The sequence below is a fragment of the Chryseobacterium sp. POE27 genome (genome assembly GCF_039727685.1).
GTDB lineage: Bacteria > Bacteroidota > Bacteroidia > Flavobacteriales > Weeksellaceae > Chryseobacterium.
Genome location: NZ_CP152475.1, coordinates 2,518,574 through 2,537,241, shown reverse-complemented (window position 1 = coordinate 2,537,241; position 18,668 = coordinate 2,518,574). Strand labels below are relative to the sequence as shown.

General features: G+C 40.2%; 14 protein-coding genes and 1 pseudogene. 11 read left to right on the top strand and 4 right to left on the bottom strand.

Annotated features, from left to right (window positions below):
* The first annotated feature begins 23 nt into the window (after positions 1–23).
* From thiC to AAHI02_RS11945, 9 genes are all read left to right on the top strand, one after another.
* Positions 24–1,835, top strand: coding sequence for a phosphomethylpyrimidine synthase ThiC (thiC, locus tag AAHI02_RS11985; protein ID WP_346983444.1), 1,812 nt, complete (start codon positions 24–26; stop codon positions 1,833–1,835).
* Positions 1,832–2,416, top strand: a complete 585-nt coding sequence (locus tag AAHI02_RS11980) for a thiamine phosphate synthase (RefSeq protein WP_346983443.1) — start codon at positions 1,832–1,834, stop codon at positions 2,414–2,416. The genes thiC and AAHI02_RS11980 overlap by 4 nt, the downstream gene beginning before the upstream one ends.
* Complete coding sequence (locus AAHI02_RS11975; protein ID WP_346983442.1) at positions 2,392–3,135, top strand: hydroxymethylpyrimidine/phosphomethylpyrimidine kinase; 744 nt, start codon at positions 2,392–2,394, stop codon at positions 3,133–3,135. Before AAHI02_RS11980 ends, AAHI02_RS11975 begins: the two co-directional genes overlap by 25 nt.
* A 37-nt stretch (positions 3,136–3,172) precedes the next feature.
* Entirely contained in the window at positions 3,173–3,787 is a 615-nt protein-coding gene (gene thiE / locus AAHI02_RS11970; protein ID WP_346983441.1) for a thiamine phosphate synthase, read from the top strand.
* Complete coding sequence (locus tag AAHI02_RS11965) at positions 3,784–4,560, top strand: thiazole synthase (RefSeq protein WP_346983440.1); 777 nt, start codon at positions 3,784–3,786, stop codon at positions 4,558–4,560. The genes thiE and AAHI02_RS11965 overlap by 4 nt, the downstream gene beginning before the upstream one ends.
* 96 nt (positions 4,561–4,656) lie before the next feature.
* A complete protein-coding gene (thiH, locus tag AAHI02_RS11960; protein ID WP_346983439.1) occupies positions 4,657–5,775 on the top strand; it encodes a 2-iminoacetate synthase ThiH in 1,119 nt (372 codons plus the stop codon).
* 144 nt (positions 5,776–5,919) lie between these two features.
* The gene (locus AAHI02_RS11955) at positions 5,920–6,630 is read left to right on the top strand and encodes a HesA/MoeB/ThiF family protein (protein WP_346983438.1); all 711 of its coding nucleotides are present in this window, start codon (positions 5,920–5,922) and stop codon (positions 6,628–6,630) included.
* A gap of 489 nt (positions 6,631–7,119) precedes the next feature.
* Positions 7,120–9,018, top strand: coding sequence for a hypothetical protein (locus AAHI02_RS11950; protein WP_346983437.1), 1,899 nt, complete (start codon positions 7,120–7,122; stop codon positions 9,016–9,018).
* Between the two features lie 157 nt (positions 9,019–9,175).
* Entirely contained in the window at positions 9,176–9,880 is a 705-nt protein-coding gene (locus tag AAHI02_RS11945; protein WP_346986614.1) for a DNA-binding domain-containing protein, read from the top strand.
* A gap of 588 nt (positions 9,881–10,468) precedes the next feature.
* Here the strand turns inward: AAHI02_RS11945 and AAHI02_RS11940 are convergent.
* The 3 genes and pseudogenes from AAHI02_RS11940 to AAHI02_RS11930 form a co-directional block, all read right to left on the bottom strand.
* A pseudogene (locus tag AAHI02_RS11940) lies at positions 10,469–12,704 on the bottom strand (outer membrane beta-barrel protein).
* A gap of 57 nt (positions 12,705–12,761) precedes the next feature.
* Complete coding sequence (locus AAHI02_RS11935; protein WP_346983436.1) at positions 12,762–13,577, bottom strand: DUF5694 domain-containing protein; 816 nt, start codon at positions 13,575–13,577, stop codon at positions 12,762–12,764.
* Positions 13,578–13,631: 54 nt separating this feature from the next.
* A complete protein-coding gene (locus tag AAHI02_RS11930) occupies positions 13,632–14,471 on the bottom strand; it encodes a DUF5694 domain-containing protein (protein WP_346983435.1) in 840 nt (279 codons plus the stop codon).
* 189 nt (positions 14,472–14,660) lie between these two features.
* On the opposite strand from AAHI02_RS11930, the gene AAHI02_RS11925 reads away from it, so the two are divergent.
* Positions 14,661–15,677: a histidine kinase gene (locus AAHI02_RS11925; protein WP_346983434.1), complete on the top strand. Its 1,017-nt coding sequence runs from the start codon at positions 14,661–14,663 to the stop codon at positions 15,675–15,677.
* On the top strand, positions 15,664–16,347 hold the full coding sequence (locus tag AAHI02_RS11920; RefSeq protein ID WP_346983433.1) for a LytTR family DNA-binding domain-containing protein: 684 nt from the start codon (positions 15,664–15,666) through the stop codon (positions 16,345–16,347). The genes AAHI02_RS11925 and AAHI02_RS11920 overlap by 14 nt, the downstream gene beginning before the upstream one ends.
* A gap of 52 nt (positions 16,348–16,399) precedes the next feature.
* Here the strand turns inward: AAHI02_RS11920 and AAHI02_RS11915 are convergent, their stop codons facing one another.
* On the bottom strand, positions 16,400–18,667 hold the full coding sequence (locus tag AAHI02_RS11915; RefSeq protein WP_346983432.1) for an aconitate hydratase: 2,268 nt from the start codon (positions 18,665–18,667) through the stop codon (positions 16,400–16,402).
* Between the last annotated feature and the right edge of the window lies 1 nt (position 18,668).

The following is an 18,668-nucleotide window of genomic DNA, read 5'->3' as shown; positions in this document are numbered from 1 at the left end:
TTCCACATAAAAACAAATATTGTATGGCTCACAACATCACACGTTCGCCGTTTCCGAACTCAAAAAAAATCTATGTCAAAGGGGAAATCCATCCCATCCGTGTAGCAATGCGCGAAATAGAACTCAGTCCGACGAAACTTTCCACCGGATCTTTAGAACATAATCCACCGGTCACTGTTTATGACACCTCAGGACCTTACACCGACGAAACTTCAGAAATCAATATTGAAAAAGGACTTCCGAGAATCAGAGAACAATGGATTTTAGACCGGAACGATGTAGAAATTCTTGAGGGAATCACTTCCGAATATGGAAAGTTACGTCTCACGGATTCAAAGCTTGATGAATTGCGCTTTTCTTACAACCACAACCCAAAAGTTGCTAAAGAGGGAAAAGAAGTTACCCAATTATACTACGCAAAACAAGGCATCATCACTCCCGAAATGGAATATATTGCTATCAGGGAAAACCAACGAATCGAGCAGTTGGATTCCGTTTTCAAAGAAATGGCTTTTCAGCATGAAGGAAACAGCTTTGGGGCAGGAACCCCGAAAAATAAAATTACTCCCGAATTTGTAAGAGACGAAATTGCGGCCGGAAGGGCAATCATTCCCAATAATATTAACCATCCGGAAAGTGAGCCGATGATCATTGGAAGAAATTTCTTGGTTAAAATCAATGCTAATATAGGAAACAGCGCAGTTTCATCAAGTATCGAAGAGGAAGTGGAAAAAGCAGTCTGGGCTTGCCGTTGGGGAGCGGATACAATCATGGACTTATCCACCGGAAAAAATATTCATGAAACCAGAGAGTGGATCATCAGGAACAGCCCGGTTCCGATTGGTACGGTTCCTATTTATCAGGCCTTGGAAAAAGTAAAAGGGGTTGCAGAAGATTTAACTTGGGAAATCTTTAAAGATACCTTGATTGAACAGGCAGAGCAGGGTGTTTCCTATTTCACGATTCACGCCGGTGTTTTGTTGCGATATATTCATCTTACCGCAAAAAGGGTGACGGGAATTGTTTCTCGGGGAGGTTCTATCATGGCAAAATGGTGTCTTTTTCATCACAAGGAAAACTTTTTGTACACGCATTTTGAGGAAATCTGCGAGATCATGAAAAAATATGACGTTGCTTTTTCTCTGGGTGACGGTCTTCGTCCGGGTTCGATTGCTGATGCCAATGATGAAGCCCAGTTTGCAGAGCTGGAAACACTGGGTGAGCTGACAAAAATCGCCTGGAAACACAATGTTCAGGTCATGATCGAAGGGCCAGGACACGTTCCGATGCACATGATTAAAGAAAATATGGACAAGCAATTAGAGGAATGCCACGAAGCACCATTTTACACGTTGGGACCTTTGACTACTGACATTGCGCCGGGTTACGACCATATCACTTCGGGAATCGGGGCGGCAATGATCGGATGGTTTGGTTGTGCGATGTTGTGTTATGTAACACCAAAAGAACATTTAGGACTTCCAAACAAAGAAGATGTAAAAGTAGGAGTGATCACTTATAAGCTGGCTGCTCATGCAGCTGATCTGGCGAAAGGGCATCCCGGAGCGCAGTACAGGGATAACGCTTTGAGCAAGGCAAGATTTGAATTCCGTTGGGAAGATCAGTTCAACCTTTCTCTGGATCCAGAAACGGCAAGATCTTACCATGATGAAACGCTTCCTGCTGACGGAGCGAAGATCGCTCATTTCTGTTCGATGTGCGGGCCGAAATTCTGTTCGATGAAAATTACGCAGGAAATCCGTGAATCTGCCGAAAAAGGAATGTTCGACAAATCTCAGGAATTCATTGAAAAAGGAAAGGAAATTTATATATGATTATCGTAATCACTCCTGAAGAATGTGTTCAGAACGAAACTGGTATTATTAATGAATTGTTTCAAGAAGGACTGGATTTACTTCATCTCAGAAAACCGTTTATCAATCGGGCAGAAATGGAAGACTTTATTCAGAAAATAGAACCCCAGTTTCATCATCAGTTGGTTCTGCACAGTCACTATAATCTGGCGAAAGAGTTTAATATTTCAAGATTTCATTTCAGGGAAGCGGACAGACAGAATGGATTGGCTGAAACTTTTATAGATAAACTCATTTCAACTTCGGTTCATGACATCGAAACTTTTAATGAATTAAATGAAGAATGGAATTATGCCTTTATCAGTCCTGTTTTTCCGAGTATTTCTAAAAAAAGGTATGGAGAAGATTCAACTGTTTTGAATGATATTAAAAACCGAAATAATCCGAGAGTAAAGCTTGTTGCACTGGGAGGAATTAATGAAAATAATATTCATGAAGTTTTCAAAAGTAAAGCAGAAGGAGCGGCTTTATTAGGCGCCATCTGGGAAAGTAATGAACCTTTAAAAGTTTTCAGAAAATGCGTACAGAACGTCCTTTCGTAATGAGTGTCGCGGGCTATGACCCAAGCGGGGGAGCAGGCTTGCTGGCAGATATTAAAACATTCGAACGGCTGAAAGTTCAGGGATTGGGAGTTTGTACAGCAATGACAATACAGACAGGATCTCAATGCATTAGTCTTGAATGGCAACCTTTGGAAACAATTCTTTTATCAATTGATATTTTGATGAAAAACTACCCAGTTAAAGTGGTGAAGATCGGCGTGGTAAAAGATGCTGAGTTTTTAAACGAAGTAATTTCAACTATTAAAGCCAATCATCAGGAGACAAAAATTATCTGGGATCCGGTTTTAAAAAGTACGTCCGAATTTTCTTTTTTTGATCTGAATACCATTCCACAACTAAAAAATGTTATACAACAAATTGATTTAATTACACCAAATTACCATGAATATAAAGTTTTGCAGGAAAATCATGTTTTTCAGGTTGGGGATGGTTCATGTTCAGTTTTAATTAAGGGAGGTCACCGGGAAAATCAGTTAGGAACAGATGTTTTAATAGATAATGGAAAAGAAATCGCTATTGAACCCAATGATACAAGTTCTGATTTTTATCCAAAACATGGTTCAGGTTGCGTCCTCTCTTCAGCCATTGCAGGTCATTTAGCAAAAGGAGAAAATATGGAACAGGCTTGCAGGAAAGGAAAATTATACATTGAAAAGTTTTTAACAAGCAATCCCACTTTATTAGGATTTCATTCTTAAAATCTTAGCGCTCTTCGTGTTAAATCAAAACAAGAAAATGGAAAAATTACAATACATCTCTCAAGGCTTTACCATAGAAGATCAGGAACTCTATATCCGGAAAGCACTTGATAACGGCATACAATGGATACAGGTTCGTTGGAAAAATGCTCCTGAAAACGAATTTATAAGGCTTTGCGAAACTTCAAAAGAACTTTGCTTAAAATATCGGGCGGTCTGTATTATTAACGATCATATTCAGATCGCAAAAGACATCGATGCAGACGGAGTTCATGTCGGTTTACAGGATATGTCGGTAGAAGCGGCAAGATTTATTTTGGGTGAACAAAAAATTATTGGAAGCACGGCCAATACATTTCAGGATGTGCTTCAGAGAATGGTAGAATCCTGCGATTATATTGGGCTGGGACCTTTAAGATTTACGCAGACCAAAGAAAAGTTGAGTCCTGTTTTAGGTTTCGGAGGCTATCAGAAAATTATACAGAAATTAGAAGAAAAATCATTGGAAATCCCTAAGATATTTGCTATCGGAGGTGTTGTTCTGGATGATATAAAATTATTACAGCAGATCGGAATTTATGGTGTGGCGGTTTCAGGGCAAATTACGGAGCGACCGTCCATAATCAGTCAATTTAAAACAGCATTACAATGAAAAATCAACAATTAACAATAGCAGACCGAACCTTCGAATCAAGATTGTTTTTAGGTACCGGAAAGTTCGGAAACCTTTTACAAATGACAAATTCCATCATTGCTTCGGGAAGTGAAATGGTAACCATGGCATTGAAAAGGATCGACGCACAATCTTCTGAAGATGATTTATTAAATGCCCTGAGGCCGGCAAAAGTTCATCTTTTACCTAATACTTCGGGAGCGAGAACGGCAAAGGAGGCCGTATTGGCAGCACAATTGGCCAGGGAAGCCCTGGAAACCAACTGGGTCAAGCTGGAAATTCATCCCGATCCGAAATATCTTCTCCCTGATCCGATTGAAACCTTATACGCGACCGAAGAATTAGCCAAATTAGGGTTTGTCGTAATGCCCTATATTCATGCTGATCCGGTATTGTGCAAACGTCTGGAAGATGCAGGAACGGCTGTAGTGATGCCGTTAGGTGCACCAATCGGAACTAATAAAGGACTGAAGACATTGGATTTTTTAGAAATCATCATCAGCCAGAGTAGAGTTCCCGTTGTGGTAGATGCCGGAATCGGCGCACCTTCCGATGCTGCAAAAGCAATGGAAATGGGAGCTGATGCGGTTTTGGTGAATACCGCTATCGCCGTAGCCAGGAATCCTGTGAATATGGCATTGGCCTTTAAAGAAGGAGTCGTTGCAGGAAGAAGAGCCTTCGAAGCAGGGTTAGGAGTGATTTCTCAACACGCAGAAGCATCAAGCCCGCTGACCTCTTTTTTGTTTGATTAACCGAAATCCTGTATTGAAGAGCCCTGAAGGGGCGACCTAATATAAGGATAGGATGAAATCCTATCCATAAGATAACATTTACACATTATTAATTGCATGAAGAGTTTTAAAGACCTTTTTGAACAATACCAATGGGATACAATAAAAGGAAGACTTGGACAAGTAACCTTGCCTGATGTTGAAAAAAGCCTTCAGAAAAAGAACCGAACAATAGAAGACTTCCTGAATTTTCTTTCGCCTGTTGCGGCCCATAAGTTAGAGGTAATGGCAAAAATGACGCAGCAGCTTACTCAGAAGCGATTCGGGAAAACCATTCAGCTGTATGCGCCGTTGTATCTCAGCAATGAATGCCAGAATATCTGTACGTATTGTGGGTTTAGTTTAGATAATTCCATTAAAAGAAAAACATTGACTGATACTGAATTAATGACCGAAGCTTCCGTTTTAAAATCAATGGGGGTAAATCATGTTTTGCTGGTCAGTGGGGAAGCGAATAAAACAGTGGGAATTGATTATTTTTTGAATGCTGTTCGGCTACTTAAACCTCATTTCGCCAATATTTCCATTGAAGTTCAGCCTTTGTCGGAAGAAGAATACCGACAGTTACATGAAGCCGGTGTGAATGCTGTTCTGGTTTATCAGGAAACCTATCATCAGGAAGTGTACAGGGAATATCATCCTAAAGGAAAAAAATCCAACTTCGGTTTTCGGCTGGAAACGCCTGACAGAATTGGTAAAGCGGGAATTCATAAGATCGGACTCGGTGTTTTACTGGGACTTGAAGACTGGAGGATTGACAGCTTTTTCAACGCGCTTCATATTGATTATCTTCAGAAACAATATTGGAAAAGCAGGTTTTCCGTTTCATTTCCCAGGCTGCGTCCGGCTGAAGGAATCATAGAACCGAATTTCATCATGGAAGACAAAGATTTGTTGCAATTAATCTGTGCTTACCGAATCTGGAATGAAGATCTTGAACTTTCCATTTCAACAAGAGAAAATGAAAAGTTCAGGAACAACATCATTTCCTTGGGAGCAACAGCAATGAGTGCTGCTTCAAAAACCAATCCCGGTGGCTATGCGGTAGATAAAGAATCCTTGGAACAGTTTGAAACCAGCGACGAAAGAAGTATGGATGAAATCAAAAACATCATTAAAAAAGCCGGATACGATCCCGTCATGAAAGATTGGGATAATATTTATAGTGGCATTTAAGATTAGGTTTGTGTGCAGATATAAAATAAAAAAGCGTTTGTCATTTGCTGAGTGTTAACGCCTTAGCGACCAAAAAATATATGGAATCATTAAACTAAAACCTTGTGACACTTGCGTTAAAATCCAAAACTAAAGCTAAATCAAATGAAAAAAGAAGACCCCTTCGCACGCTACAGCCGGCAGATCTTTATTGAAGAAATCGGATTGGAGGGTCAGCGGAAAATCATCAATGCCAAAGTACTCGTTATCGGGGCAGGAGGATTGGGCAGTCCTGTAATCCAATACCTGGCGGCGGCTGGCGTGGGAACTTTAGGGGTTGCAGACTTTGATGAGGTTGAGCTTCACAATCTGAACCGCCAGACCATACATACTGAAAGTTCCGTAGGACAGTCGAAAGTGAAAAGCGCGGAACGGTTTATTAATGAACTGAACCACCAGGTGAAATGTATAGGGATAAACAAAAAAATAGATCCTTCAAATGCAGAAGAAATCATTTCCGGGTTTGATATTATCGTCGACGGTTCAGACAACTTTACCACAAGATACCTGGTTAATGATACCTGCGTAGCCTTACAGAAACCACTTGTGTACGGAAGTATTTTGGGTTTTGAGGGGCAGATCGCTGTCTTCAATTATAAGGGCAGCAGAAATTTAAGAGATATCTTCCCGGAGCCACCGTCTGAAAATCATATTCCCGATTGTGACAGCCTGGGAGTTTTAGGGCCTTTGCCCGGAATGGTGGGAAGCATGATGGCTGATCTGGTTTTGAAAATAGTAACGGGTTTGCCTTTGCCTCTAAATAAAATTATATTAATTGATACTTTTAAGTGGCAGTTTCATGGTGTTGATTTTTAGATGATTATATTGGATTCATTGTAATGTAATGTATTTCTGAATTCTATTTACAAGTTTTATCAATTGGAAATAACAATAATTTGTTTAAATTTGTGCCGAAAATAGCCTTGACACAGGCAATTTTTTAACATAAATGATAAATGAAACACGCATGATGAAAAAATTTCGTCTTTATACTTTTTTTGCGCCTCTATGCAAGGTCGCTAAACTGGCATATAATAATCCTGCAAAACTCAATATATTTTCAGAAATACTTTTTGGATCATTCCATTTTCAAAATGTTTTTTCCGTGTTCATCAAGCGTTAGAAATAATTTCAGAGCTTCGGATATCATGTCAGATTACTTCAGCCGTCCTCCGCCATGATATTAACCGTTAATTCAGTTCTTTAAAGAATCGGATACATCGATTTAATAGGTTAAACAAGCTTATTTTTAGGTTTAAAGTTACTCATGATGAGTTAATCATAAACATTATGTAAATACAAACAATGAAAAAAATTATTACAATTGCTGTTTCATTATACAGCTTATCACTTTTTAGTCAAGTTGGGATTAATACCACTCAGCCAAAAGCGACTCTTGATGTAACCGCCAAGACCACCGATGGCAGCAGACCAGAAGGGTTTATTGCGCCTCGCCTTACCGGAGATCAAATTAAGGCAGGAGATGACCAATACGAAACTGCGCAGACAGGAACCATTGCATATGCTACTTCAGCTGCTACGATGCCTAGGACCACTAAAACGGCAGGTATCACGGCACCCGGATACTATTATTTTGACGGTGCCATATGGAAGAGCTTAAGTATGGGAGGTACCACAGCTTCTGTAGTGTCAGACTGTAATACAAATGGTTTTACGGGTAGCTATACCAATGGAACGGCTATGACGGCGTCAAACAAATTTTCTGTCACCGTTACCAACAACTCATTCACTACGGCAACTATTGCATTTCAAGCCTCTGATTTGGTACTAAGTGGTGTTTCAGGTATTACAGTTGCTTCCGCAGCCCCTACAAGCGCTACTTTAATTTCAGGTCAGTCTCAGTTGGTTGAATATACTCTGAGCGGTACACCAACCTCTTCCGGGACTTTATCGGGAACCTGGACAAAATTAGTGTTAAACTGTACAAAAACAGTTGCAGTAATTGAACCGCCTATTACCTCGCTTGATTGTGCGGGGGCAACTAAAAACGGGAATTTAACAGGAGGTCTTGCAGCAAACGGTGTATCTGTGGTAATCAGCTATGGCGGAGGCAATGGTTCTGCATACAGTGATCAGACAATTTCATCCACGGGCGTTACCGGATTAACGGCTACCTTGGTGGGCGGTAATTTTACCCTAGGAGGCTCTTTAACCTATAATATTACAGGAACTCCATCTGGCGGAGGGACAGCGGTTTTCCCTATCAGTATAGGAGGAAAGAGCTGTACGCTTAACTTCACAGTAAACAACACGCCTGCTGTTACCTGTGGCAGTACGACACAATCTCCTGCAGGCACATTAATAAACAATACTGCTTATACCGGTTCCTATACCATGTCCTATACCGGTGCACCGGTGGGCGTAAGTTATCCTGCACAAACATTTACCGTAAATGGGCTTACATTACAAAGGAGTGCTGGTATATTCACCTCTACAAGTGGTACAATCACATATACCCTTAGTGGTACATACACTGGTGTAAGTAACCAGATTGTTACTTTTAATCCGTCATTAGTTGCAGGCTCTACGTGTACTGTTGTATATGGTGATGCCATACGAGGCGCCCTTGAAGCAGCAGCATCAGCCGGAGGAACAGCATGCGAAAGCTGTGCTGCTTATGATACAGCATCGGTAAACGATTGGGTAAAAGTCAATGCGGCAGAATATGCTGCGGTTTACAATACGGCCAATATTCCCGGAGCTACTTTAGTTGGTCAGGCGAATGCACAAATGAATACATCATCATTAATTAATCAGGGAAGTAATTACACTTTTGCAAGCAATGACAATGATGCACGGGTACCTGCAAATAGTTATATGATCGGTTTTTCTGTGGTTATAGGTTCGAACCAAAATGGCAATAATAATAACGTAAAAGTATCAGCTTCACAAACAACAGGTTTTACCCAAATGGGGAATAAATTCACAATACAAGGCAGTGGTAGAGTGTATTTCGTTTGTAAGCGACCAACTACAACCACACCTAACACTTCGGGGAATGGTTATTTTGGCTCCTATTTGTCAGTTGGAGTATATAGTACTTTGGTAGGTTCTAATACTTATTATTTTAACTATCATTCTGGCGGGGATGAGAGCTCAGTTCCTTTCAGACAGAATAGCTATGGAGGTAATTATGGGGTTATACTTCAGCAAGGTATAGCAACAACCACAAAATCCTGGTAATCTTCTTTTCTTGGTTTTTACCATAGAATGCACCAACAATCCACAACAATTAAATAATGATCCTAATCCTAACAGGTTTTCAAAACCTGTTAGGATTTAATAACAACTATTTAAAAGTCAATAACAATGGCAACAATTCTTCACAAAATTAAAGCGTATCTGTACGATAACGTTTTTAACCAAAGACAATCCTAATGATTTCACGGCAAGAACCATCAGTGAGCGAAGCCTTAATGTAAAGCAGGTCTGCCAGTCAGCCGTGAGCCGCGGCGGTGCAGATATCTCTGCCTCTTCGATGGAACATGCAACAGAGCTATTTCTTAATGAAATGGCGTATCAACTGTGCGATGGGTATTCCATCAATACCGGTTACTTTACTGCCAATATCACCATCCGAGGAGTCTTCGACAGTCCTTCGGAGACTTTTAATAAAGATAAGCACAGTATTATCTTCCGGTTCAATCAGGGAGAGAAACTGAGAGCGGAGATTCCCAATATTGAAGTTGAAATTCTGGGTGTGGCAGAATCTTCTGCCGCAATTTTACAGGTAACGGATGTGAAGAGCGGTTCGGTCAATGATCTCCTGACTCCTGGCAGAAATCTTAAGATTGCCGGAAGCAAGATCAAAGTAGCGGGGAACGATCCTTTTATCGGGGTGTTCTTTGTCAATACCGCCTCTAATGTCAGAACAATGGTAGAGGAAAGCGATATGGTGACCAATAATCCTTCGGAGCTTATTGTCGTGATTCCCGCATTACTGGCAGGCACGTATCAGCTGGAAGTGGTGACGCAATATGCAGGCAGTATGACGCTCAAAGAGCCTCGCACCGCCGTTTTTGACCGTGAACTCACCGTCCAGTAAAACATGAGGATTGCAACGGTGCTTGCAAGGGGTATGCAAGGGTGCTAACAAGGCTCTTACACCGAGGCTTGCAAGGTGCTTGCACCGTACCATGCAATCGGATTGCAAAAAAGAAGAAGCTCTTTTCCGGCCGGCAAAAGAGCAGTTCATTATAAAGTCCGGCTAGTATCATTTTTTTGTGTGCGCTCCGGTTCGGGTAATAAAAACGATGGTTTGATATTCTCATCGTTTGAAAATCCCGGCCGGAGTTTTTTTTGTGGGAGAGTTTTTGGAGTCGGAGAATTGGAGTGTTTTAGAGTATATGAATATGGAATTTTCTATGGAACGACGAAAAATAGTCGAGTGGCGGCGACTGAGGCCCTCGAAGTCACCGCTTTACAAAAGAAGGAAAGGTGGCTTCGAGTCTCCTCAGCCACCATTGATACTGAGTGTAAGGATTGAGATTTTTAGAGTGGGAAGGTTTTAGAGTCGGAGAGTTGTAGAGTGGGAGTTAGTCTTGGTGGCTTCGGCGCCGCTCAGCCACCATTTGCTGTGCCACTGGTCTGGCTCCAAAAAATAAGGACTTCGATAACGAAGCCCTTATTTAGTTTATTGTCCCTGCTGCATCACGCCGCCGGTTTCTTCTTTTTTAGTCTGGTTCAGGATGTTGGCATCTTCTTTCGCCAGCTTGTTTTTCGTCGGAATCTTGTAGTTAATGGAAAGACCGAAGTTTCTTGTGTCATATTTACTTTTGATGTAAACCGATTCACCCGTTGGCGGGTTTGACCGTACCTGCATCACCTGTCCGTTGAAGATATCATTTGCAAAGACGGAAACCGTCAGACGGTTATCCATGAATTTCTTTGTCACCGTAAGGTCAAACGAATTGTTGAACGGTTTTTCTGCGGTGAAGTAGAAATATCCCGCTTTTGGGGTCAGATAACTGTAATTGGCTGTCAGCTTAATGTCTTTCGGCAAAATGATCTGCGTCATGATGTTGAAGATCCAAAAGCCTTTGTTGTTCAAATTGTCAATATCGTGTTTCTGGTATCCTGCATATAAGTACATGAAATTAATTTTATCAGGATTGAAATTAAACTTCATGATCTCGCTCAGCGGCTTGCTGAAGATCATAAACGGAACAGGCAATCCAACATTGAAATTATGAATTCTCATGTCTGAAATATTAATCTGCTCATTAAATAAGTTTCTGCCGTCTTTTCTGATAATCTGAGCCACCTGGTTTTTTGCTGAGCTCACACTGTAACCGATAAAGGCATAGTCGAAGGCTGAGATCTTCAGTTCATAATTGTCGAAAATAGTCGGCTGAAGATTCGGGTTACCGGTCACCTGGGTATTGGGTCCCTGGAAAGTCACGTTGTTCGGGTTCAGGGCAGAAATGCTCGGTAAGCTTATCTTTTTTATTATAGTTGGCCGCTACATACACCTGGTTCATCAGGTTGTACTGAACGCTTGCATTCGGGAATAATTTAAACTTATTGAAAGGAATAAGATTGGCTTCCGTAAGCGTATTATTTTTATCATAATATCTGGTAATCCCCGAAATGTCATAATTTTCAGCACGGGTTCCCAATATGAAATCAAACTTCTTCAGCTTTGCCTGCAATTCCAGGTAGGTTGAAGTGGTCTGCCTTGTATAATCAAGATTGGTAATTCCTTTGCTCTCCGTATCGAAGTTCTGGTGTTCATACAAGCCTCCCAAACTCACTTTTCCTCCATCGAGAAGATTAATCGGTTGAGAATAATCCACCTTGAAATTGGCGATTTTCATATCCGATGTATTATCCAAAACATTTCCCAAAGAGATTCGGGGTTCCGCAGAATTCAAATCTTCATAGGTTTTATCTCTGAAAATATTGTCCTGGGCAAATTTGCTGTCGGATTTGGTATACCCAAACTGGAAATCCAGCTTTTGAGCTTTGTCTGCAAAACGTTTTTGGTAAGTAACCACTGCTTCCTGTCTTGTTGTGAGCGTGTGGGCACCATCGAATGCATCAAATGTAAAGTTTCTAAACGTGTATTGTTGAGGGGTTGTATTGGGAATCGGATTTTTTTCCTCTCCCTTACCGTTGCTTGCAGTATAATTGTCGTTATTGTTATGGTAAATATCGTAGTTTAAGAGCAATCTGTCCTGACCGAGATCGAAAGTTAATCCTGATTTGGCAAAATAACCTCTTCCCAATCTGTCGGTATTGCTGGTTAAAAGCTCATCCTGTTGACCGTTCAGCATGCTTTCACGGTAGTTCTGACCAATATTTAATTGCCATCCGAAGATTTTATTTCTTGCATTTAAATTCAATGAGTTGGTCGTTCTGCTGCGGAATTTATCATAGTTGGTAAATGAATAGTTCCCGGAATACGTTGCTGTTAAATATTTATTGGCGTTTTTATTGGTAATGATATTCATAATCGCACCACCAGAAGTAGCGGGAAATTCTGCTCCCGGCTGGGTGATCACTTCGATTCGGTCTACGGAATTGGCCGGCATTCCCTCAAGGAAGGAATTAAGCTCATTAGATGTAATATTCAAAGGTCTTCCGTTGAGATATACATCCAACACCTTTCCCTGGTACATCATTCCGGCGATATCAGTAGATACAAGTCCCGGAAGTTTTTTAATGCCTTCTAAAACATTTCCGTTATTAAGCTGCGGCTGCTCTGAAAAGTCGAAAATCGTACGGTCGGCTTTCTGCTCAACGGCTTTTTTAGTTTTGGTGATGGTAACCTCTTCAATCTGTTTTTCTTTAACCTGGTTATTGGTCTTTTCCTGAGCGTAAGTAAGAACCGTACCCAGGAAAGATAAAGCAATAATTGTTTTTTTCATAATGTCCTGTCGTATCAGGTTAGACGCATGAAATTTATTTTTGTTACAGGATAGGGTTTATTTTATATACTTTAAAACAGATTCGGGTCTGTATTTTGGGCTTCTCTTCAGGAAATCCATGAAAAAAGCGGTATGGGTGCCTCCCATGAGCAGGAGGATGCGGTCATTTTTATTGATATTGATTTTATTGAAGTTCGAAAACATCACAAGGTTTCGGTGATACATTTTAGCGGCCTCATCAGCTCCTTCATGCTGATCTTTAGTTGAAACATAGGTGAGCATATCGGCATTAATATTTATAAGCATATCCAATACCTGCGGATGATTATTGAATTTAAATAACTCACGGAAGGCCATTTGATCTTCAGGATACTTTTTTTCGCTTTCTTCTACAAGTTCGCCGTATTTCTGATAGGTATTATCTTCCTGTTTGTTTTTAAGATTATAATAAAGACTATAGTTGTACGACTCTTTATAATCTATACCGAAGATTTTAGATGCATGCGAAAGTCTTCCGACTTCAAAAGCCAGTAATTCTATTTCTCCCGGATTTTCATACTTCTTTTCGGGGTTGTCCAGATATTCGAGATAGGCTTTACGAAGCTTTTCATTGTTTTCAGGCAATTCTTCCACAACGATAATGGTGGGCCTGAAAGCGGCAATCTCCGCAGCGATTTTATGGATCCGTCTTTTATTTTCCGCGTTGTGCTCATCAAATTCGGTAGTGTTTGCATCAGATGTCGTTCCCATGTGGAAGGTGGCGATGTTTAAGACAGGAACGGCGTCATCTAATTTATCTTTAAACTGAAACGTTTGGGCCTGCAAAGAAGCTGAAAAAGCAAGGAAGAGCATGGTGAAATGTATTGTTTTCATGGTAAATAATGGTTTAAATTCTTTGATTATACGGTAGGCTTTCCTCGTAACCTCTTATTTCAAAGAATTAAATTCTGTATAATCGAAATCCGGAGATGATGTGAATAACTGTCTCAAAACAGAGGCGTGGCCATTGCCAACAATGACCAGCAATCGGTCTTCCGGATTATGCGGAATATTCTGAACATTTCTGAATATTCTCAGGTTCCTGTTGTACCAGTACAATGCCAGCATATCGGCACCATCATATTTTCTCAGCTTAAAATCTCCACTCAGATAAGCCCCATATTCATGTTGATGATATTCTTTTCCGTTCATGAATTTGAACATATCCAGCATCGATTTGAAATTCTTGGGTTCTGTACTTTTAAAGAAAGCATCATATTGCTTTGAAGCAGGATCGTTGCTTTGAAAATCATATTCTGCACTCAGATCCTTAAAATACAATGAATCTGTTTTGCCAAATTTTTCCTGCAGGTCATCCAGCACCGAATTCGCATCAATGCTGTACAGCTCGTTTATTCCAAGATCTTTTGCAATGCGCATGGCAAGCTGATAACGCTCGTCTCTTTTGTCATTATACTTACCTTCTTTATAGTCTTTTAATTTCTGGTTGGCATTCCAGTTCGGAAATGCTTCGATGGCGATTTTTGTAGGTTTGAACTTTTTAATATAATCTACAAGCTCAGTGACTTCTTTTGCCGTTTTCGGAGACAGCACATCGACCTGATCTCCTTTTTCAGTTTTGTGGGCATCGAGATTCGGATAATCAAAATGGAAGGATCCTACGACGAGAACTTTTGTTTTGGCACCGGGAAAATATTCCGCAGGCTTTTTCTGGGCGGTAATGATTGTCGATAAGCAAAGCAAAAATGTGCATACTAATGTTTTCATAATTATTGATTAAAGTTTAATGAATGGTTACTTTGTACTGTTCTCTGCAAAATTATTGTTTGTCATTAATCAGAAATAGTGCATTTCGGCGAACCACGATAAAACAGCCACAAAATAGATTTATCGGTAAAAAAGAATAGTTTATCGAGAATGGGAGGTAGATTTTCACAGAAAATCTATTTTTGCGGTATGAAAAACAGCAAACTGCTTTATCTGCATATTTTCTTTTGGACGATCTATATTATTGGGGCGGTTCTGATTCCCTATTTTGTATTCCATTCCAACGCTACTATATTTAATATAACCTTTTTTATTACCAGTATCATCTGTTTTTACGTCAACTATTTTATTGTCGTTCCCAGGTTTTTTGACGCCGACAAAATTTATAAATCCTTTGTTGCTTTTTTCCTGAGTGTAAGTTCTTTTGTATTGGTCAGATATTTTGCAGAGGAATGGTTTCTGCCAACCTATTTCGGAATCAGGAATTATTCAGAAGATACAAGTTTCGGCTTTTATTTCTTCGATAATATTTTTTATAGCAGCACTACGATCTTTATCAGCACTACGTTCTGGTTCTTCAAATATTCCATCATTGCAGAAGAAGAGAAATCCCAGCTCGTTGAAGCCAAAAAAACCGCGGAATTACAGGCGCTGAAAACCCAGATCAATCCTCATTTCATCTTTAATTCTTTAAATAACATCTATTCTCTGGTCTACCAGAAATCTGATAATGCATTGCCTGCCATTGAAGAGCTGAGCCGGCTGCTGCGGTACAGCACAAAAGATCTTGGCGAAGACCGGATTGCTTTGGAAAAAGAGATTGGCTATATTGAAAGCCTTATGGCTTTGGAAAAACTCAGAATTAAAAATCCTGAACTGCTGGTCATGGAAAAGAAAATCCTTCATCCGAACCTCAGTATTTCACCGATGATCCTGGTTCCGTTTGTTGAGAATGCTTTTAAGCACGGAGATTTTAGGAATAAAGGTTTTGAAATGAGAATTTCTGATGAGAATAAGATATTACACTTTTATCTTTTAAACTATAAAAAAGAAAAGATGAAAGATCCGGTATCAGGAATTGGTATTGAAAATGTGAGAAAAAGACTGGAAATTTTATATCCTCAAAGATATACCCTGAATATTAAAGACCTGGAAAAAGAATTTGTGGTAGATTTGAAAATTAATTTAAGAGATGAAAACCATTAAATGTATTATTGTCGATGATGAGCCGTTGGCGATCTCTTTGCTGGAAAATTATATTCAGGAAATTCCTTTTCTTGAACTGGTATCTTCCAATGAAAATCCTATTGAAGCTTTGGAATATATTCAGAATAATGAGGCTGATCTTGTGTTTCTGGATATCCAGATGCCGGAACTTACGGGGATCAATTTCATGAAGATCCTTGGCGATAAGATGAAGTATATTTTAACGACGGCTTATTCTGAATATGCTTTGGAAGGCTATGAACACAATATTGTAGATTATCTCTTAAAACCGATCTCACTTGAACGTTTTCGCAAAAGTGCTGTAAAGGCTCAGGAACGTTTTTCATTGGGAAAGCAGGAGCAAAACCATTTCTTTGTAAAATCTTCGGGACGGCAGCACAGAATCATTTTTGACGATATCTTATATATTGAGAGCATCAGAGATTATGTGAATATAAAAACGGCTGATGAGGAATTTATCGTTTTGGATACCTTAAAGTCATTGGAACAGCAGCTCCCGGAAAGTTCTTTTGTCAGAATTCACAAATCTTTTATCGTTAATTTGAATCAGATTAAAAACATTGGAACTAAAAAAATCATTATCAATCCTGAATATGAAATTCCGATAGGAGAGAACTACAGAATGAATTTTCTGACCCGCATCAAATAAAAAAGCAACTTCAATTGAAGTTGCTTTTTCTATCATTAATTAAATCTAACAATTAATTTTCTTGTTGCTTAATCAGGTTTAGGGCAGAACCTGCTTTGAACCATTCGATCTGCTGATCGTTGTAGGTGTGGTTTGCCATAACAATGTCTTTAGATCCGTCTGCGTGTACGAATTCTAATGTAAGTTGTTTTCCAGGAGCAAATTGCTCAAGATCAAGGAAATTAACAGTGTCATCTTCCTGGATTTTATCATAATCGGCTTCATTGGCAAATGTCAATCCAAGCATCCCTTGTTTCTTAAGGTTAGTTTCGTGGATTCTTGCGAATGATTTTACCAATACTGCTTTTACTCCAAGATGTCTTGGTTCCATTGCAGCGTGCTCTCTTGAAGAACCTTCACCATAGTTTTGGTCTCCTACAACAATTGAAGGGATTCCCGCAGCCTTATAAGCTCTTTGTACAGCAGGAACTTCACCGTAAGAACCATCTAACTGGTTTTTCACTTTGTTGGTTTCCATGTTGTAAGCGTTTACCGCCCCGATCAGCATGTTGTTGGAAATATTGTCAAGGTGTCCTCTGTATTTCAACCATGGTCCCGCCATAGAAATGTGGTCAGTTGTACATTTTCCGAAAGCTTTGATCAAAACTTTAGCACCTTCAATGTTTTTACCGTCCCAAGCCGGGAACTCTTCTAATAATTGAAGTCTGTCTGAAGTAGGGCTTACATTTACGATAACGTGAGATCCGTCTTCAGATGGAGCCTGGTATCCGTTGTCATCCACAGCGAAACCTTTTGCCGGTAATTCAGAACCTTTTGGCTCGTCTAATCTGATCTGCTCACCCGCTTCGTTGGTTAAAGTATCTGTAATCGGGTTAAAGTCTAATCTTCCGGAAATTGCTACCGCAGCAACCATTTCAGGAGAGGCTACGAAAGCGTGGGTATTTGGGTTACCGTCTGCTCTTTTTGCAAAGTTTCTGTTGAAAGAGTGAATGATGGAGTTTTTCTCTCCTTTTTCAGCGCCTTCTCTGTCCCATTGTCCGATACATGGTCCACAAGCGTTGGTAAATATTCTTGCGTTCTCGAATTTTCTGAAAGAGTCTAAGAATCCGTCTCTCTCAGCGGTATATTTTACCTGCTCAGAACCTGGGTTGATTCCTAAGATTGCTTTAGGTTTTACGCCTTTGGCAACAGCATCTTCCACGATGGAAGCAGCTCTTGATAAATCTTCATAAGAAGAGTTGGTACAAGATCCTATCAATGCCCATTCAACTTCTAAAGGCCATCCGTTAGCTTCTGCTTTTGCTCTGAATTCAGAAACAGGAGTTGCCAAATCCGGAGTGAAAGGTCCGTTTAAGTGAGGGGTAAGTTCAGAAAGGTTTATTTCTATTAATTGGTCGAAATATTGTTCAGGGTTTGCATATACTTCAGCATCACCTGTCAAGTGTTCTGCAATCTGGTCTGCAGCATCCACAATATCCTGTCTTCCGGTAGAAGCAAGATATCTTCTCATAGAATCATCATATCCGAAAGTAGAAGTCGTAGCACCGATCTCAGCACCCATGTTACAGATTGTTCCTTTTCCTGTTGCGGAAAGAGATTCTGCGCCTTCACCGAAATATTCTACGATGCATCCTGTACCTCCTTTTACGGTAAGGATACCTGCTACTTTAAGGATAACGTCTTTTGCAGAAGTCCATCCTGACATTTTTCCGGTAAGTTTTACCCCGATAAGCTTAGGCATTTTAAGTTCCCATGCCATACCAGCCATTACGTCTACCGCATCAGCTCCCCCAACACCGATAGCGACCATTCCTAAACCTCCTGCGTTTACCGTATGAGAGTCAGTTCCGATCATCATACCTCCAGGGAAAGCATAATTTTCCAATACTACCTGGTGGATGATTCCTGCTCCCGGCTTCCAGAAGCCAATTCCGTATTTATCACAAACAGAACTCAGGAAGTTGAAAACCTCCGAGTTTTTATTGATACCTTCCTGTAAATCTTTATCAGCGCCTACTTTTGCCTGAATAAGGTGATCGGCGTGAGCTGTCGAAGGAACAGCGACCTTTGTTTTCCCGGCCTGCATAAACTGCAAAAGCGCCATCTGTGCTGTTGCATCCTGCATTGCTACTCTGTCCGGTGCGAAGTCTACGTAAGAATTTCCTCTTTCATGTGCCTGTGTGGCATTTCCTTCCCAAAGGTGAGTGTATAATATTTTTTCTGATAATGTAAGAGGTTTTCCCACCACCTGTCTTGCTGCTGAAATCCTTTCAGGGTAACGCTCATACACTTTTTTGATCATATCGATATCAAATGTCATA

Coding starts and splice junctions, on each gene's coding strand:
- thiC (WP_346983444.1), top strand. CDS start 24: ATGGCTCACAACATCACACGTTCGCCGTTTCCGAACTCAAAAAAAATC.
- AAHI02_RS11980 (WP_346983443.1), top strand. CDS start 1,832: ATGATTATCGTAATCACTCCTGAAGAATGTGTTCAGAACGAAACTGGT.
- AAHI02_RS11975 (WP_346983442.1), top strand. CDS start 2,392: ATGCGTACAGAACGTCCTTTCGTAATGAGTGTCGCGGGCTATGACCCA.
- thiE (WP_346983441.1), top strand. CDS start 3,173: ATGGAAAAATTACAATACATCTCTCAAGGCTTTACCATAGAAGATCAG.
- AAHI02_RS11965 (WP_346983440.1), top strand. CDS start 3,784: ATGAAAAATCAACAATTAACAATAGCAGACCGAACCTTCGAATCAAGA.
- thiH (WP_346983439.1), top strand. CDS start 4,657: ATGAAGAGTTTTAAAGACCTTTTTGAACAATACCAATGGGATACAATA.
- AAHI02_RS11955 (WP_346983438.1), top strand. CDS start 5,920: ATGAAAAAAGAAGACCCCTTCGCACGCTACAGCCGGCAGATCTTTATT.
- AAHI02_RS11950 (WP_346983437.1), top strand. CDS start 7,120: ATGAAAAAAATTATTACAATTGCTGTTTCATTATACAGCTTATCACTT.
- AAHI02_RS11935 (WP_346983436.1), bottom strand. CDS start 13,577: ATGAAAACAATACATTTCACCATGCTCTTCCTTGCTTTTTCAGCTTCT.
- AAHI02_RS11930 (WP_346983435.1), bottom strand. CDS start 14,471: ATGAAAACATTAGTATGCACATTTTTGCTTTGCTTATCGACAATCATT.
- AAHI02_RS11925 (WP_346983434.1), top strand. CDS start 14,661: ATGAAAAACAGCAAACTGCTTTATCTGCATATTTTCTTTTGGACGATC.
- AAHI02_RS11920 (WP_346983433.1), top strand. CDS start 15,664: ATGAAAACCATTAAATGTATTATTGTCGATGATGAGCCGTTGGCGATC.
- AAHI02_RS11915 (WP_346983432.1), bottom strand. CDS start 18,667: ATGACATTTGATATCGATATGATCAAAAAAGTGTATGAGCGTTACCCT.